This is a genomic window from Ferrovum myxofaciens (assembly GCF_000735045.1).
In the GTDB taxonomy this organism is placed as follows: Bacteria; Pseudomonadota; Gammaproteobacteria; order Burkholderiales; family Ferrovaceae; genus Ferrovum; species Ferrovum myxofaciens.
In genome coordinates, this window is record NZ_JPOQ01000006.1 from 24,633 (window position 1) to 38,472 (window position 13,840).

Sequence of the window (13,840 nt, forward strand, 5' to 3'; positions counted from 1 at the left end):
CCGTTGTTACATGCCCATTGCTTGATCCTGGTCACGCTTCCTGACTTCAGGTTTGCTCGTCGCTGCATGCTCCTGTCTGGCTTCACCAGCATGCTCAACATGCACCTCCTTCTTTTCAAGCGTTTCATCAATATTCCGGGTGCGCAGCTGTTGCTGAAGTTGCCGGTCTTCTTCCATGTCGGCAGTCATGCGGTTCTGCACATTCACGCCATCCTCATTTAACCGGCCATGCTCGTCGATCAAGGATGGGTACTCACCGCCGCTCAACAGCTCACGCTGCTGATCGGACAACGGCTTGCCAGCACCCGCCGCCAGCAAGGCTTCGCGGCCAGACATATCCAGGCGCGCCAGCACATATTCAGCCCCCAGATATTTGTGGTCGATGGGGTGATCGACAGATTGCACTTTCGGCACGGCTTCCTGCGCCTGTTCTATTCCGCCAGCGGGTGGCGTGGGCGCTGCTCCGGCACCCATGTCATTTGCCATACCCTGGCCTTTTTGCCAGCTGACCTGCAGGTCGGTGTTCTGGACCTTGAGATTCAGGCGCCCGGCAATCTCCGCCGCGCGCTCCTGGAACTCGCGGCTGCCGGTCAATACCAGTCCCTTTTGCATATCGTATTTCTGTTCGGCCAGCCGCAAAGCGGCCTCGATCTCGCGGTCGTCCATACGGTACACATCCAGACGTTCGCCGCGATCGGTCATCACGCGCTCGCCATCACGCGCGTAATGAACCGCCTGCGATGCAGCGTCTTTGTTGCTGGTTTCAATTTCATGGGTCAGCCCCTCCAGCACCATGGGATCAAGTTGCGCAATGCGCTGGCCTTTGATGCTCATCTCCTGACCGCTGCGGGTGCGCTCAATCTCCAGCAGCTTCGCAGCTTCAGCATCCTGACCGGCCTTTTGTTCCAGAAAGTTCAGGCAAGTCGGCACTTCCGGCAGGCCGGACAACAAGGTTTTGCGCTCGGCTGCCTGCTGTTTCTGCAATTGCTCTGCACGCTTGGCAATGTCCAGAGACATCAATGAATCCTTGTGCTCCTGAACCATTTCCGGATGGCTCTTGGCCAGCTCGGCTGCATGCTCAATGCGCCGCTGTTCCAGTGAATCGAGAAATGTCTTTTGCTGCTCGTGATGCGTTGCGGCAAGCGCTGCCTGTGCCTCGCTGCGCTGATCGCGCACCGGATCGGCCTGCTTGCGCCATTCGCGCAGCAATCGCGTTTCCGTGGTTTCGATGTTCGGTTCCATGCCAGTCTCCTTGGGTTGATAATCGGGTTGTTCGCCCCTCTGAAATGAATGCTTTTGCTCAAAAGCGATGGCCTCCACAGCCTCATCTGTCGTTCTGATAATTTCCTGCACGCCGCTATCACGCAGCTGGTCGCGCGCGTCATAGCCGGATGGCGTACCGCCACCCGGCTTTTCAGGAAGTGCTATGCGCGTCTGCGCTCCCAGAATCCTGGCTGCCTGCAATGCGCAGATTTGCCCCTTGCGCGCCGCTTTTTCTCCATCGTTATCTGCATAGATCAGCACCCCGCCCTGCAGGTGGTCGCGCAGGCTGCGCGCCACCTCCGGCAGGTTCTGCGCGGACATGGCCGCGATGACCCGCAGGCCGGTTGCGTGATGGATGGCCAGCGCCGTGCCGATGCCTTCGCACAGCACCACCTGCTTTGCGGCCTTGGCGGCATCGAATGCCCTGAGCGGCGCTTCTTCATCCGTACCAAGAATCGGAATCACTGCAAACGCGCCTTTGGTTGGCGTGCCGGATATAAACCGCTTGTCTGCTGACTGACCGGGTTCTGCCCAGGCAATGCGCTGCATGCCGACCCAGGCCACATCGCCGTCAGCACCCATCGCCATCATCGGCGTCAACAACCGTCCACCTGCCTGGCGCAGGCCACAAGCGTGCATGTCAGGATTTTTGAGATACGGAAATTCACCCCCGTCTCGGGCGCGGTTCCACAGCTCTACAGATTCAGTAATGGCATTGCGCTGCCGCTCGACCTGTTCTGCGCGAAAGGCTTGCCGGTCGACTTCGGTTTTTGCCAGTTCTTCAGGTGTGGGATCGCGCGCCTGTTCCGGTCGGAAATGCACTGGGTAGCCAGCTCCCTTGAAGTTCAGCACCCATCCGGTGCCGTTTTCGCGCAGCAGGAAGCTGGCGTCTCCCTTGCCGGATGCGGATTCGCCCACATCAGCCCGGTGTATCCGGCCATCTGCCACCAGTCTGGCAGGGTCAATCGTTACGCCCTGCAAGCGGGCAAACTCGATAAATTTCCCGGTCATGCGCGGCGCTCGACGTGGAAGCCGCCGCTGGCCGACCATCCGTGCACCACGGCAACTTCTTCCACCCTGCGACCGGTGACCGTGCGCTTGATCGACACCACCACATTAATGGCTTCGGCGATGAGTTCCGGGCTGGGCGGCACGCCCGCTTCCTGGATCAGTTGCCCGACACGGATAAGAGCCGCGCTGGCGTCATTTGCGTGCACGGTTCCAACACCGCCAGGGTGGCCGGTATTCCAGGCTTTGAGCAATGCCAGCGCGCTGCCGTCGCGCACTTCGCCGACGACGATCCGGTCGGGGCGCAGGCGCATCGTGGCGCGCAAGAGACGCGTCATGTCGGTGTTGTCGCTGGTGCGCAGGAACACCACGTTTTTGGCATTCACCTGCAGTTCACGCGTGTCCTCGATCACCACGATGCGGTGTTCGGTATCCACCTTGGCCACGCAATCCAGAATCGCGTTGGCCAGCGTGGTTTTGCCGGTGCCGGTACCGCCGCACACCAGCACATTCCTGCGACCGGTAACCGCTGATTCAATTGCCTGGCGCTGATCGTCGGTCATGATGCCTTGTGTGACATAATCGTCGAGCGTGAACACCAGCATGGCCTTTTTGCGCAAGGCAAAGCTGGCGCGCTCGACCAGCGGTGGTATCAGCGCCTCGAACCGGGATCCATCCAACGGCAATTCGCATTCCAGAATCGGATGTTCGGGTGTCACCACGGTTTCCAGCATCGCGGCAACGGTGTTGACGATGGTCAATGCGCGCACCGGATCGATGGTGCCGGTGCATTGCATGCCGGTGCCCAGCCGATCCACCCATAACGTTCCGTCCGGGTTCAGCATCACCTCGACCACTTGCGGATCGCGCAGTGGTTCGAGGATTTCGGCACCCATCGCGCGGCGTAGGGCTTCGCTTTGCCGGGCATGTGTAAGGTTGGCAGATGTCATGGGTTTCTCAGGAATAAAAGCTCATACATCTATTCTGCAAAGTGTCCACTTTTAACGCCCAAGATCAGCGTCCTTGCGTTTTTCCGGGCGCTTTGCCTGTTTCTTCGGCAAGGCATCAGACAATTCTTTATTCATGGTTTTATCTGGAACTGTTGCGGAGTTGTCCACAGATTTTGTGGAAACATCGGCGACTATTCCGGTTCCTGCGCTATTTTCAGCAGCGCCAGCTCCCGGCCGTCGCATTTCAGGATCGGCGGCTCTTTCTGATCCCACACGATCAGGTGCATTTGACTGCAGAAACACTTGAGCTCTCTCGTGATGAACCACACGGATGCCGGACAGGTTTCGCACGCTGGCGAGGGATTCGGGCGGTGTTTCGCTTCCATCATGAGCAAGACCGGACTGATATACAGCGGCGGCTCGTTGTCCTCTACGGGTTCGTTCGGGCTTGATGCGTTCGTAATTGGGTCGCTCATTCTGATAGTCCTTTCCATTGAATTGACTTGCTTGTCGTTTTGCCTGCTCATCCGCCACCACTGCCTGCAAATCCGTATTGGTAACCTTGATTCCCAGCCGCACGGCCTGCCGCGCGGCACGCTCCCGGAAATCACTGCTGCCAGTGATGTCCACCTTGCCACCGTATTTCTGCGCAGCTAGCCGCAATGCCGCTTCCAAGCTATCGTCAGCCTTGTCGTGCATGACGATGCGTGGCCCGGTGTCGGTGAATTTCTCCCGTCCATCCTGTCCGCGATAAATCACCAGCTGCCGGCGCTGGTCGATCTGCGCATCCAGTCCTGCCAACGTGCGGCGACGCAACGGATCCACTTCTTCGCCCTCGATGCCGTCGATCTGTTTGTTCTTTGCGCGCTGTTCCCGGTGACGGATGCCGCGCAGTGCGGCAAGCGCGGCTTCATCGCCTTGCTGAGCCTGTTTTTCCAACCAGGTGCGCCAGACTTCGGCTCGTGGCAATTTCGCCGTAAGTGACTTACGCTCGGAGGCCTGACGCTTTTGCAGTTCTTCTCGTTGCATGGCGGTCTGATACGCCCAGATCGACAAGGCAAGTTCCGGACTCTTTCCGTTCTTGCGCGCCTCTGCTTTGGCTTCGCCGCGCATCAGGCGCTGCTGCGCCATCAAGACTTTGCGCTCCTGGTCATGACGTTCCCGTAATGCCTGGCGTTGTTCTGGTTTGGTTGTCCGGATGGATTCCTGATCAGTCTTGAACCGGTCGGCCAGATCCTGCCGCGCATCCGCGCGTGCCTGGCGGCGAATCGCGCGTTCATCCGGATCCCGGGCACGGGAAGCATGGAATGCTTCATGGGCTTTTTCCGGGACTTCTTTGCGTTGTTGTTCCACCATCTGACGTTGATAGATATTGGGTGCGGCGGCCGGTGTTGTCGCCGGCGGTTCATAAGCGCCAAGGGTTTTTTCCAGTTCTGCCCGGCTTGCCCAGCGTCCCAGCTGGGATGCCTTGGCCGCCAGCACGCGCCCGTCATCCAGTATGGTGGTGACGATCATGCCTGAGCCTTTAAGCTGAATGGCGACGCCATGCTGTGCCATGGCCATGTGTACGTCCTGCCAGGTGGCACTCTGCTTACCGAGTGTTTGTTTAAGTGCGTGCGCCGGGTTTTTAGCTACCCAGGATTGAAATGAATCGGTGCCAAAACGATACTCTGCTGCCGCAGCCCCGCGTGTCAGCCGTGGCGAATCATCTTCTTTCAACAGCCCGCGCTCGCGTCGCTCCGCCCGACTCATGCGCACAATCTTTGGGCCATCATTGGTGTCCAGCGTGATGTATGGCCCGTTGGCGCGTTTGTGGCCAAACTCGATTTCCAGTTCACGCATGCACCGGTCGAGAATGACGTAATCCTTCTTGAACGGCGGGCTGATCGCTTTCAGTGCTAAAGGATGCACCCGGTTAATGACCAGATGCACATGATCGTTGTCGGTATCGCGGTGAATTGCCCAAGCCGCCTGATGATCGGCATATCCCAGTGCCTGCATGATGTATTTGCTGGCATGCTCAGCTTGTTCCGGTGTCGGGTGTTCGTCTTCCTGCCAGTTGATCGCAACGTGATACACCGGGTTGCCATTGAACCGGGTTTGCTTGCGACACATCGAGTCAACGTAGTTGAACTCACACGCCAGATCGTCTGCGTAGGCCGCACGTTCGTCTTCGTGGCCAAAATACAATTCATCGTCGGCAACATTGAAGTGCCCGGCTTCGATCCGAACATCTTCAGCCAACCCACATTCAGGATCCGCGCGCATGATATATCGCAGCACCGGATCGAAGCCTTTACTGCCGCTACTGTGTTTCAGCGTGATGACCTTTGCGATCACGACTTGCTTCCACTCTGGATGTTGCGCGCAATCTGCCGCAACTCCTCAACCAATCGCCACCATTTCCGCCGGTCTTCTGCGCTTGCCCAGCCTTTGTCCTTCGGGTAGTAATGTTTGAGCATGCGACCCACCTTGTCGATGCTCTTTGCTGCACCTTCATCTGCACTGGATATCACCGGCTTGTTCATGATTCGTTGTCGAATCAGTTCAGAAATGTTCATGCCAGCATGCTGCGCCTGCTTCTGCAAGTCGGCATGCTGCGCTTCAGTGATGCGCGCTTTGATTTGGATGATTTTGCGTTGTGGTTTCGTGCCCATACATCTATTCAGCAAAGTGTCCACTTTTGCAAAATTTTTGACCGAAACGACTCTGCAATTACATTTCAAGAATTTCTGCAAAATTCATGCAAAAAATTCCACAAAAACTGAAGGGTCAAAATCCGTGCAAGGTAAGGTAATGTGTCCCAAATGCATACACGCCTGCGGCGTTTCTGCATGGGAAACATTACCACTTGGTCAGGCTCCGCCCGACACCCGACATCAATGAAACCGAGGCATTCTCCGCGGTTCCCTTGTCGCATGCCTAGCATCATTTGATTCACTACTCATCGCATCGAACCTAACAGCAATCAGTTAGGCGACTTTTCAATGCAAACAACAGCACGAAAAGTGGACACTTTGCTGAATAGATATATGTTCGCCGTATTAACAAGGAATCACCATGGCCAAGCCAACCGTTCCACCAAGCAAGTTCGATCCAACTGCGGCTGAGGAATTGCAGGTTACCGCATCAACAAAATTGTTACAGATGCTCAAAGCAAAACGCGGCGCAAAGAGATCATCTTCAACCAGAGAATTCGCGGTGCGCTGTGTGCGCGGACTGGAAGCCACCATTCATCAACTTTTTGAAGAAGGTACAAACACGCAGGAAGTTTTGTCGCAACTGATTGAGGCGTTGCCATCCATCCCGGTCGATGATTTACGGTATGCATTAAGGGCAATCGGAAGTCGCAAAAGATTGCACGTTTCTTCCCAGCCATCAACAGCAGCAGATGACACTGCAGCTTCTGCCAAAAATAACGCGCCCCAAACGGGGACCGAAACACGCAAAGAAAAGGAATTCAAACCTCAATCTGGTTCGGCTGCGCCAACAAAAACAAACACAGCTTGCACCAATCTTGACCTGCCTGCCTGGGCAGATGGCTCAGACAAACGCGCTGACGAATCTGACGAAGACTACCGGCTGCGCAAGGAAATCGAAGGCCCGCCCGAAGCCAGGCACAAATTTATTGGCGAACACAAAACCTGATTTTTAATGCTGAAGGAGAATCACCATGCTTAAAACTTTCATCATCGATGGCGACAAAGGCGGCGTCGGCAAGAGTCTCGCCGCACGCGCGCTTGTGCATCACTACATCACCCAGCCCAATGAGGCGCGACCGCGCGTCATCGTATACGACGCGGATCTGTCGAATCCGGATGTCTGCGGCGAAGGCGGGCTGGAAGCCGGTTCGGGCATCATGGCCACAGCCCTGATCGACCTTTCCACCGAAAACGGCTGGATCGATCTGGGCACGCGCGTGGCGGCTATTGCGGCCGCCGCAGAAAAGTCAGATTACCGCATCATCATCAACATGCCGGCTCAGATCGGCACGCGGGCGTTTGACGGATCCATCCACATCGTCTCGGAGGTGCTTCGCGAAGCCAATGCAATCCCTGTCTGGATGTTGAGCCGCACACAGGAAAGCCTGCGCGCGCTGAATTACCGGCTGCGCAACATGCCGGCGCGCTACGAATCCGGCATGGTTATCAAAAACCTGTTTTTCGGTGCCACAGACAAATTCGCCCTTTGGGCTGTCGATGAACTGCGTGCGCAGCTCGTCGATGGCGGCAGCTGGATTGAATCCGAACTGCCGGAACTCAATGACCAGCTCACCGTCATGATCGGTCGGCGGCCGTTCCATGAAGTCCTGCAATCCGGTATTAATGGCAAATCCCTGCCGTTCGGCTATCGCCTGGCGCTGGAATCCTGGCTGCAACGCTCAAGTGCTGCCATGGCCAAGGTCGAGGCCATTGGCGGAGCTGAATAATGGCATACACCAACACGGAACAGATATTCATGGATGTGTTGGGCGGAAGATCGCCGTCACCATCCGAACAAAAACAGATCGATGCACTGCTGGCCATCCTCATGCGCGCCGGGTTTGTGGTGGATGAACCGTCCAATGCCGCACATGTCACCATGCTGGCATGGGGTTGGGCGCGCGAAACCGGGCGGAATGATGTCCTGGCAGCGCTGCACGGCAACAGGCAAGACATGGATACCAAAATCACGGCAATCCATCAGGGGATCGAGCGACAGTTGGGTGTGATCGATATGGTGCGCGAACTGAAGGATCGCCCACAGCCAAGCCCATCCGTTGACACGGACAGGATTGCTGCGGCGCTCATCAAGGCCATGCCACCTCCAACCGCCTCCATCAAAGTGGACACGTCCCTTCTGAAAGATGCGGTCATGGAATCAGTCAGCAAGCTGTGGCTGCTCATCGCCGGGGTTGGTCTGGTTGTTTTCTTCTGGGCGGGCATGGAATGGGCTCAACATCAACTGGCACCGGTAATCGAACAACTACATCTGCAGAACCAGCAGCTCATCAATAAATTGGCTAACGGGCATCATGCGCATTAAACAATTGCTGCTGCCCAGCCTGCTGCTCGCCGGCGGCGCCATATGGAATGTGTGGCCAGCTGGTGCTGCGGTATTGTCGCTGCTGTTGCCGGCCGGGATTATCCAGGCCGAACGAAAAAGCGCGCGCTGGCTGCTCGCTTTTATCTGGTTCCTTGCCGGATCGGTCTCAATCGTACCGGCTGCGGCCGGTTTTTTTGGGTCACAGGCGCTGGGGTTCGGGGTGGCTGCCTGGATTACCTCATCGGCGCTGCTTGCTTTGCCATGGGTCATCGCCAGCACACCGGCTCGCGCTGTTGCGGCCGTGCTGCTCGACGCCATTCCGCCCATCGGTCTGATTGGCTGGCTGTCCCCGCTTACCGCTGCTGGGTGGCTGTTTCCTGGCCAAGGACTGGCTGGCGTTTTGGGCTGTCTGATGGTGATGGCTTGGATAGCAACTGTGGCCAACCAGCGTGCTGATACCCGGCATTATCGCGCCTACGTCACGGGTGGCGTTCTGGCCGTGTGGAGCGTATTTGCCAACCTTATTTATGTTCCTCCGGCAGCGCCGGCAGGCTGGGTGGGTATACAAACATCCATTCCGCCCAGCAATGGGAATGTTTTTCAGGAAATCAGCAACAACCGCGCATTGATTGCTGCTGCACAATCTCAGGGTGCTCATGCAAAATACCTGGTGTTTCCGGAAGCTGTACTGGATGACTGGTGGCCGGGCACCAGATCCCAGTTTGCGTCTGCGGTGCCGCGCGGACAAACGTGGATTCTTGGGGCAGAAACTCAGACGGTCGGTGCGCGCTGGGATGCGTTGGTGATTGCGCGTGCGTATCACACCAAAGCAAATCCAGTTTTTCGCGCAGCACTACCCATGCCGGTCAGCATGTGGCGACCGGGTTTCAGCAAGAGTTTTGCTGCAGTATGGCTTGAACCAGTTCAGGAAATTGGCGGCCACCGAGTTTGGGCAAACATTTGCTTCGATCAGGTACTGCCCTGGATATGGATTGCTGGAATAATTCAGCATCCTGACTTCGTGCTGTTACCGTCCAATACTTGGTGGGCGCAGCACTGGAACCCGGCGCCCGACATTCAAAAGACTGAAGCCATGGCATGGATCAGATTAATGGACGTGCCGGCAATATGGACAGAAAACGCATCCGTTTTAAATCAATATCCAAATTTCTTCGGCGAAAATATTGGATTCCCTTTACATCTTGTGCGAAGGTAGGCATTCGGTATTATGAAAGCATTACCATTTTGTGGATCATCCAAAAATACTGAATACCAAACCTATTCTGAATATTTATGTGTTACGGCCAGCCCATTTTTTTATCTCAGACATTAGTTGTTCAAACTCATTCTCGGATCTTTCCTCGCCGGGAATCAGCGGAACTGCCCCCACACCCTCAGCCGTACCTGCATCCTCTGCACTATATGCGACAGGCCTCTTTCGTTCTCGTGGAAAGAAAATAAATTCCGTTCCTGGATACACCGCTATCGCCGACCGAACACCATCAATCGCATCAATATAACAATGCATTTTGTGCAAGTCGGCTGTTTTCACCACGCGCGTTGGTAGAGATATATCATCAGTTTCATCCATGGTCGTCCGGTCCACGCTCTTGTATTTCGCATCGAGCACGAAGATATCGCAACAGTTTCCATGATTGATTCGCACTGAAATATCCGGACGCAGCGTAAGTGAGTAAGACTCCCCCGGCTTGCGGTTAAATGACTTGTTAAATGCGATCGATATATTCCCCTTGCCAACTTCAATCGCATTGACCAGTTTGCCTTCCTTAACAATCATATCGCGTGAATGCACGAGCACTTCGCTACCTAACAAGCTGTGCACTACGCGGTAGAACACCCAGTATTCATAGAGTTGAGCGACATTTTTGAGATCGATTAATAGTGATTCTTGTTCAAAATCCTCGAATATGTGTTGAGCACCTAGACGGCTGCGCAGAAAGATCATGTAGAGCTCGCGGTAGCCATGTCGTGATGCGAGAGTTGGTGAAGACACAGGAAAGACATCTAACTTGGCAATCTGCCGCAAAAACTCTTGGTTCAGCAGTCTTCGCACTTTGGATAGCAAGTCGCAGCAGGCGTCGAGTATGGGTGTAGGCAACTTGGCGTTGGTTTTCACCGAGATACAAACGTATTCAATGTCGAGCAATACATGTTTAACAAAACGGTTTTCTGGAGTATCGACAGAGACGGTACTGCGAACTTTTGATGCACGTAGCGGGAAATATGTGCGCGATGTGACTGAAGAGTACAGTCCAGCGCTGTGCGTGCCAGCGAGAGGATGGCTGGCCGGTAGCTCACAGAACTTTTGATGATGGCGGAATATTGATTGCATCGTCTGCCGTGTCGGGCGTTTCACATTCCAGATGAAATCGTCGATATGCTCTCCGACTAGACGGCTGTGCGGATCACTAAGTATTCGTTTTATCAGTGTTTCTATTCCAATACTCTTTGGCCTATCAGAGAACCATTGACGGTAAAAATTAAAACGCTCCAAAATCGACGGAGTATGAGCATCCTTGCGATGAGAACGATATGCCTTCGTGGCAGAGTAATGATCAAATACAATATGCCGTGAGATTTTTGTGAGATCGTCTAGCAAGATCTCAAATTGGCGCGTTCCGTTGATACCTTCAAGGAATTTTTCGCTGCGAACGTCAAATACCTTTCCGAAAAATCGTATCAGGCCGATCCGATTAACAACCTGCAGTGTGGCAACGCGGTTCAGCCTATGCCAGACGACAAAATCCGTCAGTCCGGCATTTACGATCTCCGTAGCGATCAGCAACGGATCCGCAGTTGAGAACTGCATGTAGTAGTTATGTCCCTCGAACAGAACGTCGCCAACTACAATTTTTGTGCAGTCACAGTCTTCAAAGATGAGTAGCTCGTTCACTCGATGAAATTGGCGAATCCGTTGATCGCGAGGTTATGGGTCATGCGCTGAAGTTTGGCGACAGAGCGTGGATAGAGGGCTACTTCAGGGTCAAGGTTCATAATTGCATCGAAATCCATTGCTGCCCCTGATGGGCTACCAGTAAGGAATTGCAGTAGCTCACGCAAGGGGAGTTCCAACTTGCTTTGTGGTCCGCTAAACTTTGGCAGAACTTTTTGCACAACCTGAAAATCTAGTGCAGCAGCAACCAGACCTTCGCTTGTCTCGCAGTATTGAAGCGTATTGAGTACATATCGAGAAATCTCGTTGATTACCCGATAACCGAATTGAAGCTGGTGTTTTGTAAGAATCGCATGTACGTTTTTTAGGAAAATTTTTCCTTCTTCAGGAAGTGCTGCATAGTCCTTCTTTGTTGGCACTATAAATTCGGTAAACGCTGGAAATTCATTTAAAAGAAAGCCTCCGTCCGCGTCTATAGCCAGGGGGGCTTTATCGTAGTTATTCAAATCAACGTCGTTAAGTTCGATCACGTTCGCACGGTCGAGGACCTTGGGGCTGAACATATATGTAGATTCGTCGATATTAACGGTACCAGTGACAAAGAGATTAGGCGGAATAAATAGTTCGGGTGGTACAACATCAAAATAGTCGTCATTTGTATCAGACCAACTGGAGCTGGTGTAAAGCCGGATTGGTTCCTGTTGCAACTTACCATCATCACCTACATGGCGGCTTTCCAAACAGCTGAGGAAGTCGCTGAAGTAATGTTCAACCTTTGCTAGGTTCATTTCGTCCAAAATGAGGAAAAATGGTATGTCTGGATTTTCTTGCGCTTTCAAAATGAAGGCAACCAATGGTGTTATGTGGTATTTTTGGTCAACAAGATTGTAATATCCAAACATTGCTGATGGATCCGTCCAATCACTGCGGATTGAGATAAAACAGATATTGCTGACTTCTTTCTTTTCTTTTGCCTCTATTTCCTTTGCCTTGTTAATAACAGCCTCGTCATTTACAGACACAATACGCAGCCGTTTGTCACCTACTTTTTCAAGCTTTAGCACAGTCCCTACGGCGTAATGCTTAGCAAAATAGATGGTTGAGTCATAGAAAGGGGTGCCGCGCTTGGACTTAAAACGGATGCGTAGAAGAGGATTTGATGCGCGCTGTAGATAGGCTTCTGCCTTGAGATCTTCGCCATCCGGGGTTTCTATAATGAGTGGGAATGGTTCGCAGATATTATCACTCGCGCCAGAACGCTTAAGCTGTTCAATTCTGGGAGTAATTGACGCGATCTCCTCTTGATTTAACAGAGCATCAAGGTCTTTGTATTGGAGGTTCGACCTGCCATCGCCGCCTACCGTGCCAGCTGTGACGGTCATCAGGATCCACTTGCCAGGTAGTTCTGGAGGAGCAACCATTTCCGCCACCCCACTCCGAAGCGCTTGAGTAGCAGGAACATTAAAAAACTGCGCGATTTTCGTCTTGCCTGTACCGGAAATACCGGAAAGGATCACAAAAGGTTTGGTATAAAGGGAAAGACAGTAGGAGGTTAGTAGCGCTCGCTCGAAGGAGAAACCCTTACGTTCATAATACTGGTAGAACGCATCGTATGCCATTTTCCAGCCAGCCTTTCAAAATAATTGCGAAAGGCATATTCTAAACGCAAGTTGATCAGTTTGCCTATTTTGTGCGAACCGCTTCCCAGCATTGAATCTGACAAAGGGGAATGTTTGTTTAATTTCAAATACTTCTCTAACCGTTATGTCATAAGGAAGCCGGAGATTTAGTTCAGGAGGACAGCGATCCGGTGATTGAAAACCTGCTGAATCTCATGCTTCCATGCTGGCGCTTCATGTGCTGGCCGCAAGCCGCCGCACAGATCGAGCATCTCACGAATCAAACCAACTTCAACACGACCAGACCTGAACAAGGCTTCAAAGAAATCTTTAAACTGTACGAGCGTCACCGGGATAATATCTAGCCGCATCTTGTCATCCGTGCGAGTGAACCAAACGCCGATTCGGAATGTTTCGGCAGTGTTGGAGTCGATGCGATTTGCAATGAATAGCCCATACACAGGCTTGCCGGATTGCGCCCCATAGTGAGAAACAAGATCCGCCACATGGCGGCGCACTGGTTCGCCTTCGGCGGCTTCTTGCCGTGAGTTGTCCGTCAATGTGACCTCGACCACAATCACAAAGTCATGAAATTCAAAGATCAAGTCAGGGCCATTCCCTGGCGCTGTGCCAACGGGCAAAAAATCTTGGTCAATCTTAAAGCGCCTTGCCTCATACGGCTTGTTTGCCAAGCTGTTGATGGCAAGGAATGCGCGCCATAGGACCCACTCGAAATAGGCTGGCGCTTCGGTCGGCGGCACTTCGATTTCCTCGCCATTTGGGAGAATCTTTTTACCTCTTCTGGTAATGATGAGTTCCATGTAAGCGACAATTTCTTCCCACTCCACCGCTTGCCGGGTTGCGTATTCTTCCTCGTTTCGTTCCGAGAGCAACTGTTCAATTTCGTGACGAACAATGGCAATATCAGCGGCGTCGCCCCCGGTGTCAGGGAAGATGTCGCGTCACCCGAGTTGATTTAATTTTGGACTGGGGGCGGAAAGTGAACGGAGATGAGCGGATATTCTGAGGAGCGCAAGACGGCGGTGTTGAGGAAATTATTG

Annotated in this window: 11 protein-coding genes; 4 read left to right on the top strand and 7 right to left on the bottom strand. The window is 53.6% G+C overall.

Annotated elements, in window-relative coordinates; genetic code table 11:
• Positions 1-6: 6 nt before the first annotated feature.
• From IV91_RS0101080 to IV91_RS0101095, 4 genes are read right to left on the bottom strand one after another with little or no spacing between them, the layout of a single operon-like run.
• Complete coding sequence (locus IV91_RS0101080; RefSeq protein ID WP_051861802.1) at positions 7-2,274, bottom strand: LPD7 domain-containing protein; 2,268 nt, start codon at positions 2,272-2,274, stop codon at positions 7-9.
• Entirely contained in the window at positions 2,271-3,221 is a 951-nt protein-coding gene (trbB, locus tag IV91_RS0101085) for a P-type conjugative transfer ATPase TrbB (RefSeq protein ID WP_031595344.1), read from the bottom strand. The genes IV91_RS0101080 and trbB overlap by 4 nt, the downstream gene beginning before the upstream one ends.
• A 51-nt stretch (positions 3,222-3,272) precedes the next feature.
• Positions 3,273-5,561 carry a TraI/MobA(P) family conjugative relaxase gene (gene traI / locus IV91_RS0101090; protein WP_051861804.1) on the bottom strand — a complete coding sequence of 763 codons (2,289 nt, stop codon included), beginning with the start codon at positions 5,559-5,561 and terminating at the stop codon, positions 3,273-3,275.
• Positions 5,558-5,878, bottom strand: a complete 321-nt coding sequence (locus IV91_RS0101095; protein ID WP_031595347.1) for a plasmid mobilization protein — start codon at positions 5,876-5,878, stop codon at positions 5,558-5,560. The genes traI and IV91_RS0101095 overlap by 4 nt, the downstream gene beginning before the upstream one ends.
• Before the next feature lie 403 nt (positions 5,879-6,281).
• Here IV91_RS0101095 and IV91_RS0101105 point away from each other — a divergent pair, with 403 nt between their 5' ends.
• The 4 genes from IV91_RS0101105 to IV91_RS0101120 are packed head-to-tail and all read left to right on the top strand — an operon-like array spanning position 6,282 to position 9,462.
• Positions 6,282-6,869 (top strand): hypothetical protein, encoded by a 588-nt coding sequence (locus IV91_RS0101105; protein ID WP_031595350.1) that lies wholly within the window; start codon positions 6,282-6,284, stop codon positions 6,867-6,869.
• Positions 6,870-6,894: 25 nt separating this feature from the next.
• Positions 6,895-7,650, top strand: a complete 756-nt coding sequence (locus IV91_RS0101110; protein WP_031595352.1) for a hypothetical protein — start codon at positions 6,895-6,897, stop codon at positions 7,648-7,650.
• Positions 7,650-8,246, top strand: coding sequence for a hypothetical protein (locus IV91_RS0101115; RefSeq protein WP_031595354.1), 597 nt, complete (start codon positions 7,650-7,652; stop codon positions 8,244-8,246). The genes IV91_RS0101110 and IV91_RS0101115 overlap by 1 nt, the downstream gene beginning before the upstream one ends.
• Positions 8,236-9,462 (top strand): carbon-nitrogen hydrolase family protein, encoded by a 1,227-nt coding sequence (locus IV91_RS0101120; protein WP_031595356.1) that lies wholly within the window; start codon positions 8,236-8,238, stop codon positions 9,460-9,462. Before IV91_RS0101115 ends, IV91_RS0101120 begins: the two co-directional genes overlap by 11 nt.
• A gap of 75 nt (positions 9,463-9,537) precedes the next feature.
• Here the strand turns inward: IV91_RS0101120 and IV91_RS0101125 are convergent, their stop codons facing one another.
• From IV91_RS0101125 to IV91_RS0101135, 3 genes are all read right to left on the bottom strand, one after another.
• The gene (locus tag IV91_RS0101125) at positions 9,538-11,160 is read right to left on the bottom strand and encodes a DUF2357 domain-containing protein (RefSeq protein WP_031595357.1); all 1,623 of its coding nucleotides are present in this window, start codon (positions 11,158-11,160) and stop codon (positions 9,538-9,540) included.
• Complete coding sequence (locus tag IV91_RS16585) at positions 11,157-12,779, bottom strand: McrB family protein (RefSeq protein WP_051861806.1); 1,623 nt, start codon at positions 12,777-12,779, stop codon at positions 11,157-11,159. The genes IV91_RS0101125 and IV91_RS16585 overlap by 4 nt, the downstream gene beginning before the upstream one ends.
• A 167-nt stretch (positions 12,780-12,946) precedes the next feature.
• The gene (locus IV91_RS0101135; protein WP_084189823.1) at positions 12,947-13,735 is read right to left on the bottom strand and encodes an AlwI family type II restriction endonuclease; all 789 of its coding nucleotides are present in this window, start codon (positions 13,733-13,735) and stop codon (positions 12,947-12,949) included.
• Positions 13,736-13,840: the final 105 nt, after the last annotated feature.

Excerpts from the sequence above, each read along its gene's own strand:
- IV91_RS0101110 (WP_031595352.1), top strand. The coding sequence starts at position 6,895 with ATGCTTAAAACTTTCATCATCGATGGCGACAAAGGCGGCGTCGGCAAG.
- IV91_RS0101095 (WP_031595347.1), bottom strand. The coding sequence starts at position 5,878 with ATGGGCACGAAACCACAACGCAAAATCATCCAAATCAAAGCGCGCATC.
- IV91_RS0101105 (WP_031595350.1), top strand. The coding sequence starts at position 6,282 with ATGGCCAAGCCAACCGTTCCACCAAGCAAGTTCGATCCAACTGCGGCT.
- IV91_RS16585 (WP_051861806.1), bottom strand. The coding sequence starts at position 12,779 with ATGGCATACGATGCGTTCTACCAGTATTATGAACGTAAGGGTTTCTCC.
- IV91_RS0101120 (WP_031595356.1), top strand. The coding sequence starts at position 8,236 with ATGCGCATTAAACAATTGCTGCTGCCCAGCCTGCTGCTCGCCGGCGGC.
- IV91_RS0101080 (WP_051861802.1), bottom strand. The coding sequence starts at position 2,274 with ATGACCGGGAAATTTATCGAGTTTGCCCGCTTGCAGGGCGTAACGATT.
- IV91_RS0101115 (WP_031595354.1), top strand. The coding sequence starts at position 7,650 with ATGGCATACACCAACACGGAACAGATATTCATGGATGTGTTGGGCGGA.
- trbB (WP_031595344.1), bottom strand. The coding sequence starts at position 3,221 with ATGACATCTGCCAACCTTACACATGCCCGGCAAAGCGAAGCCCTACGC.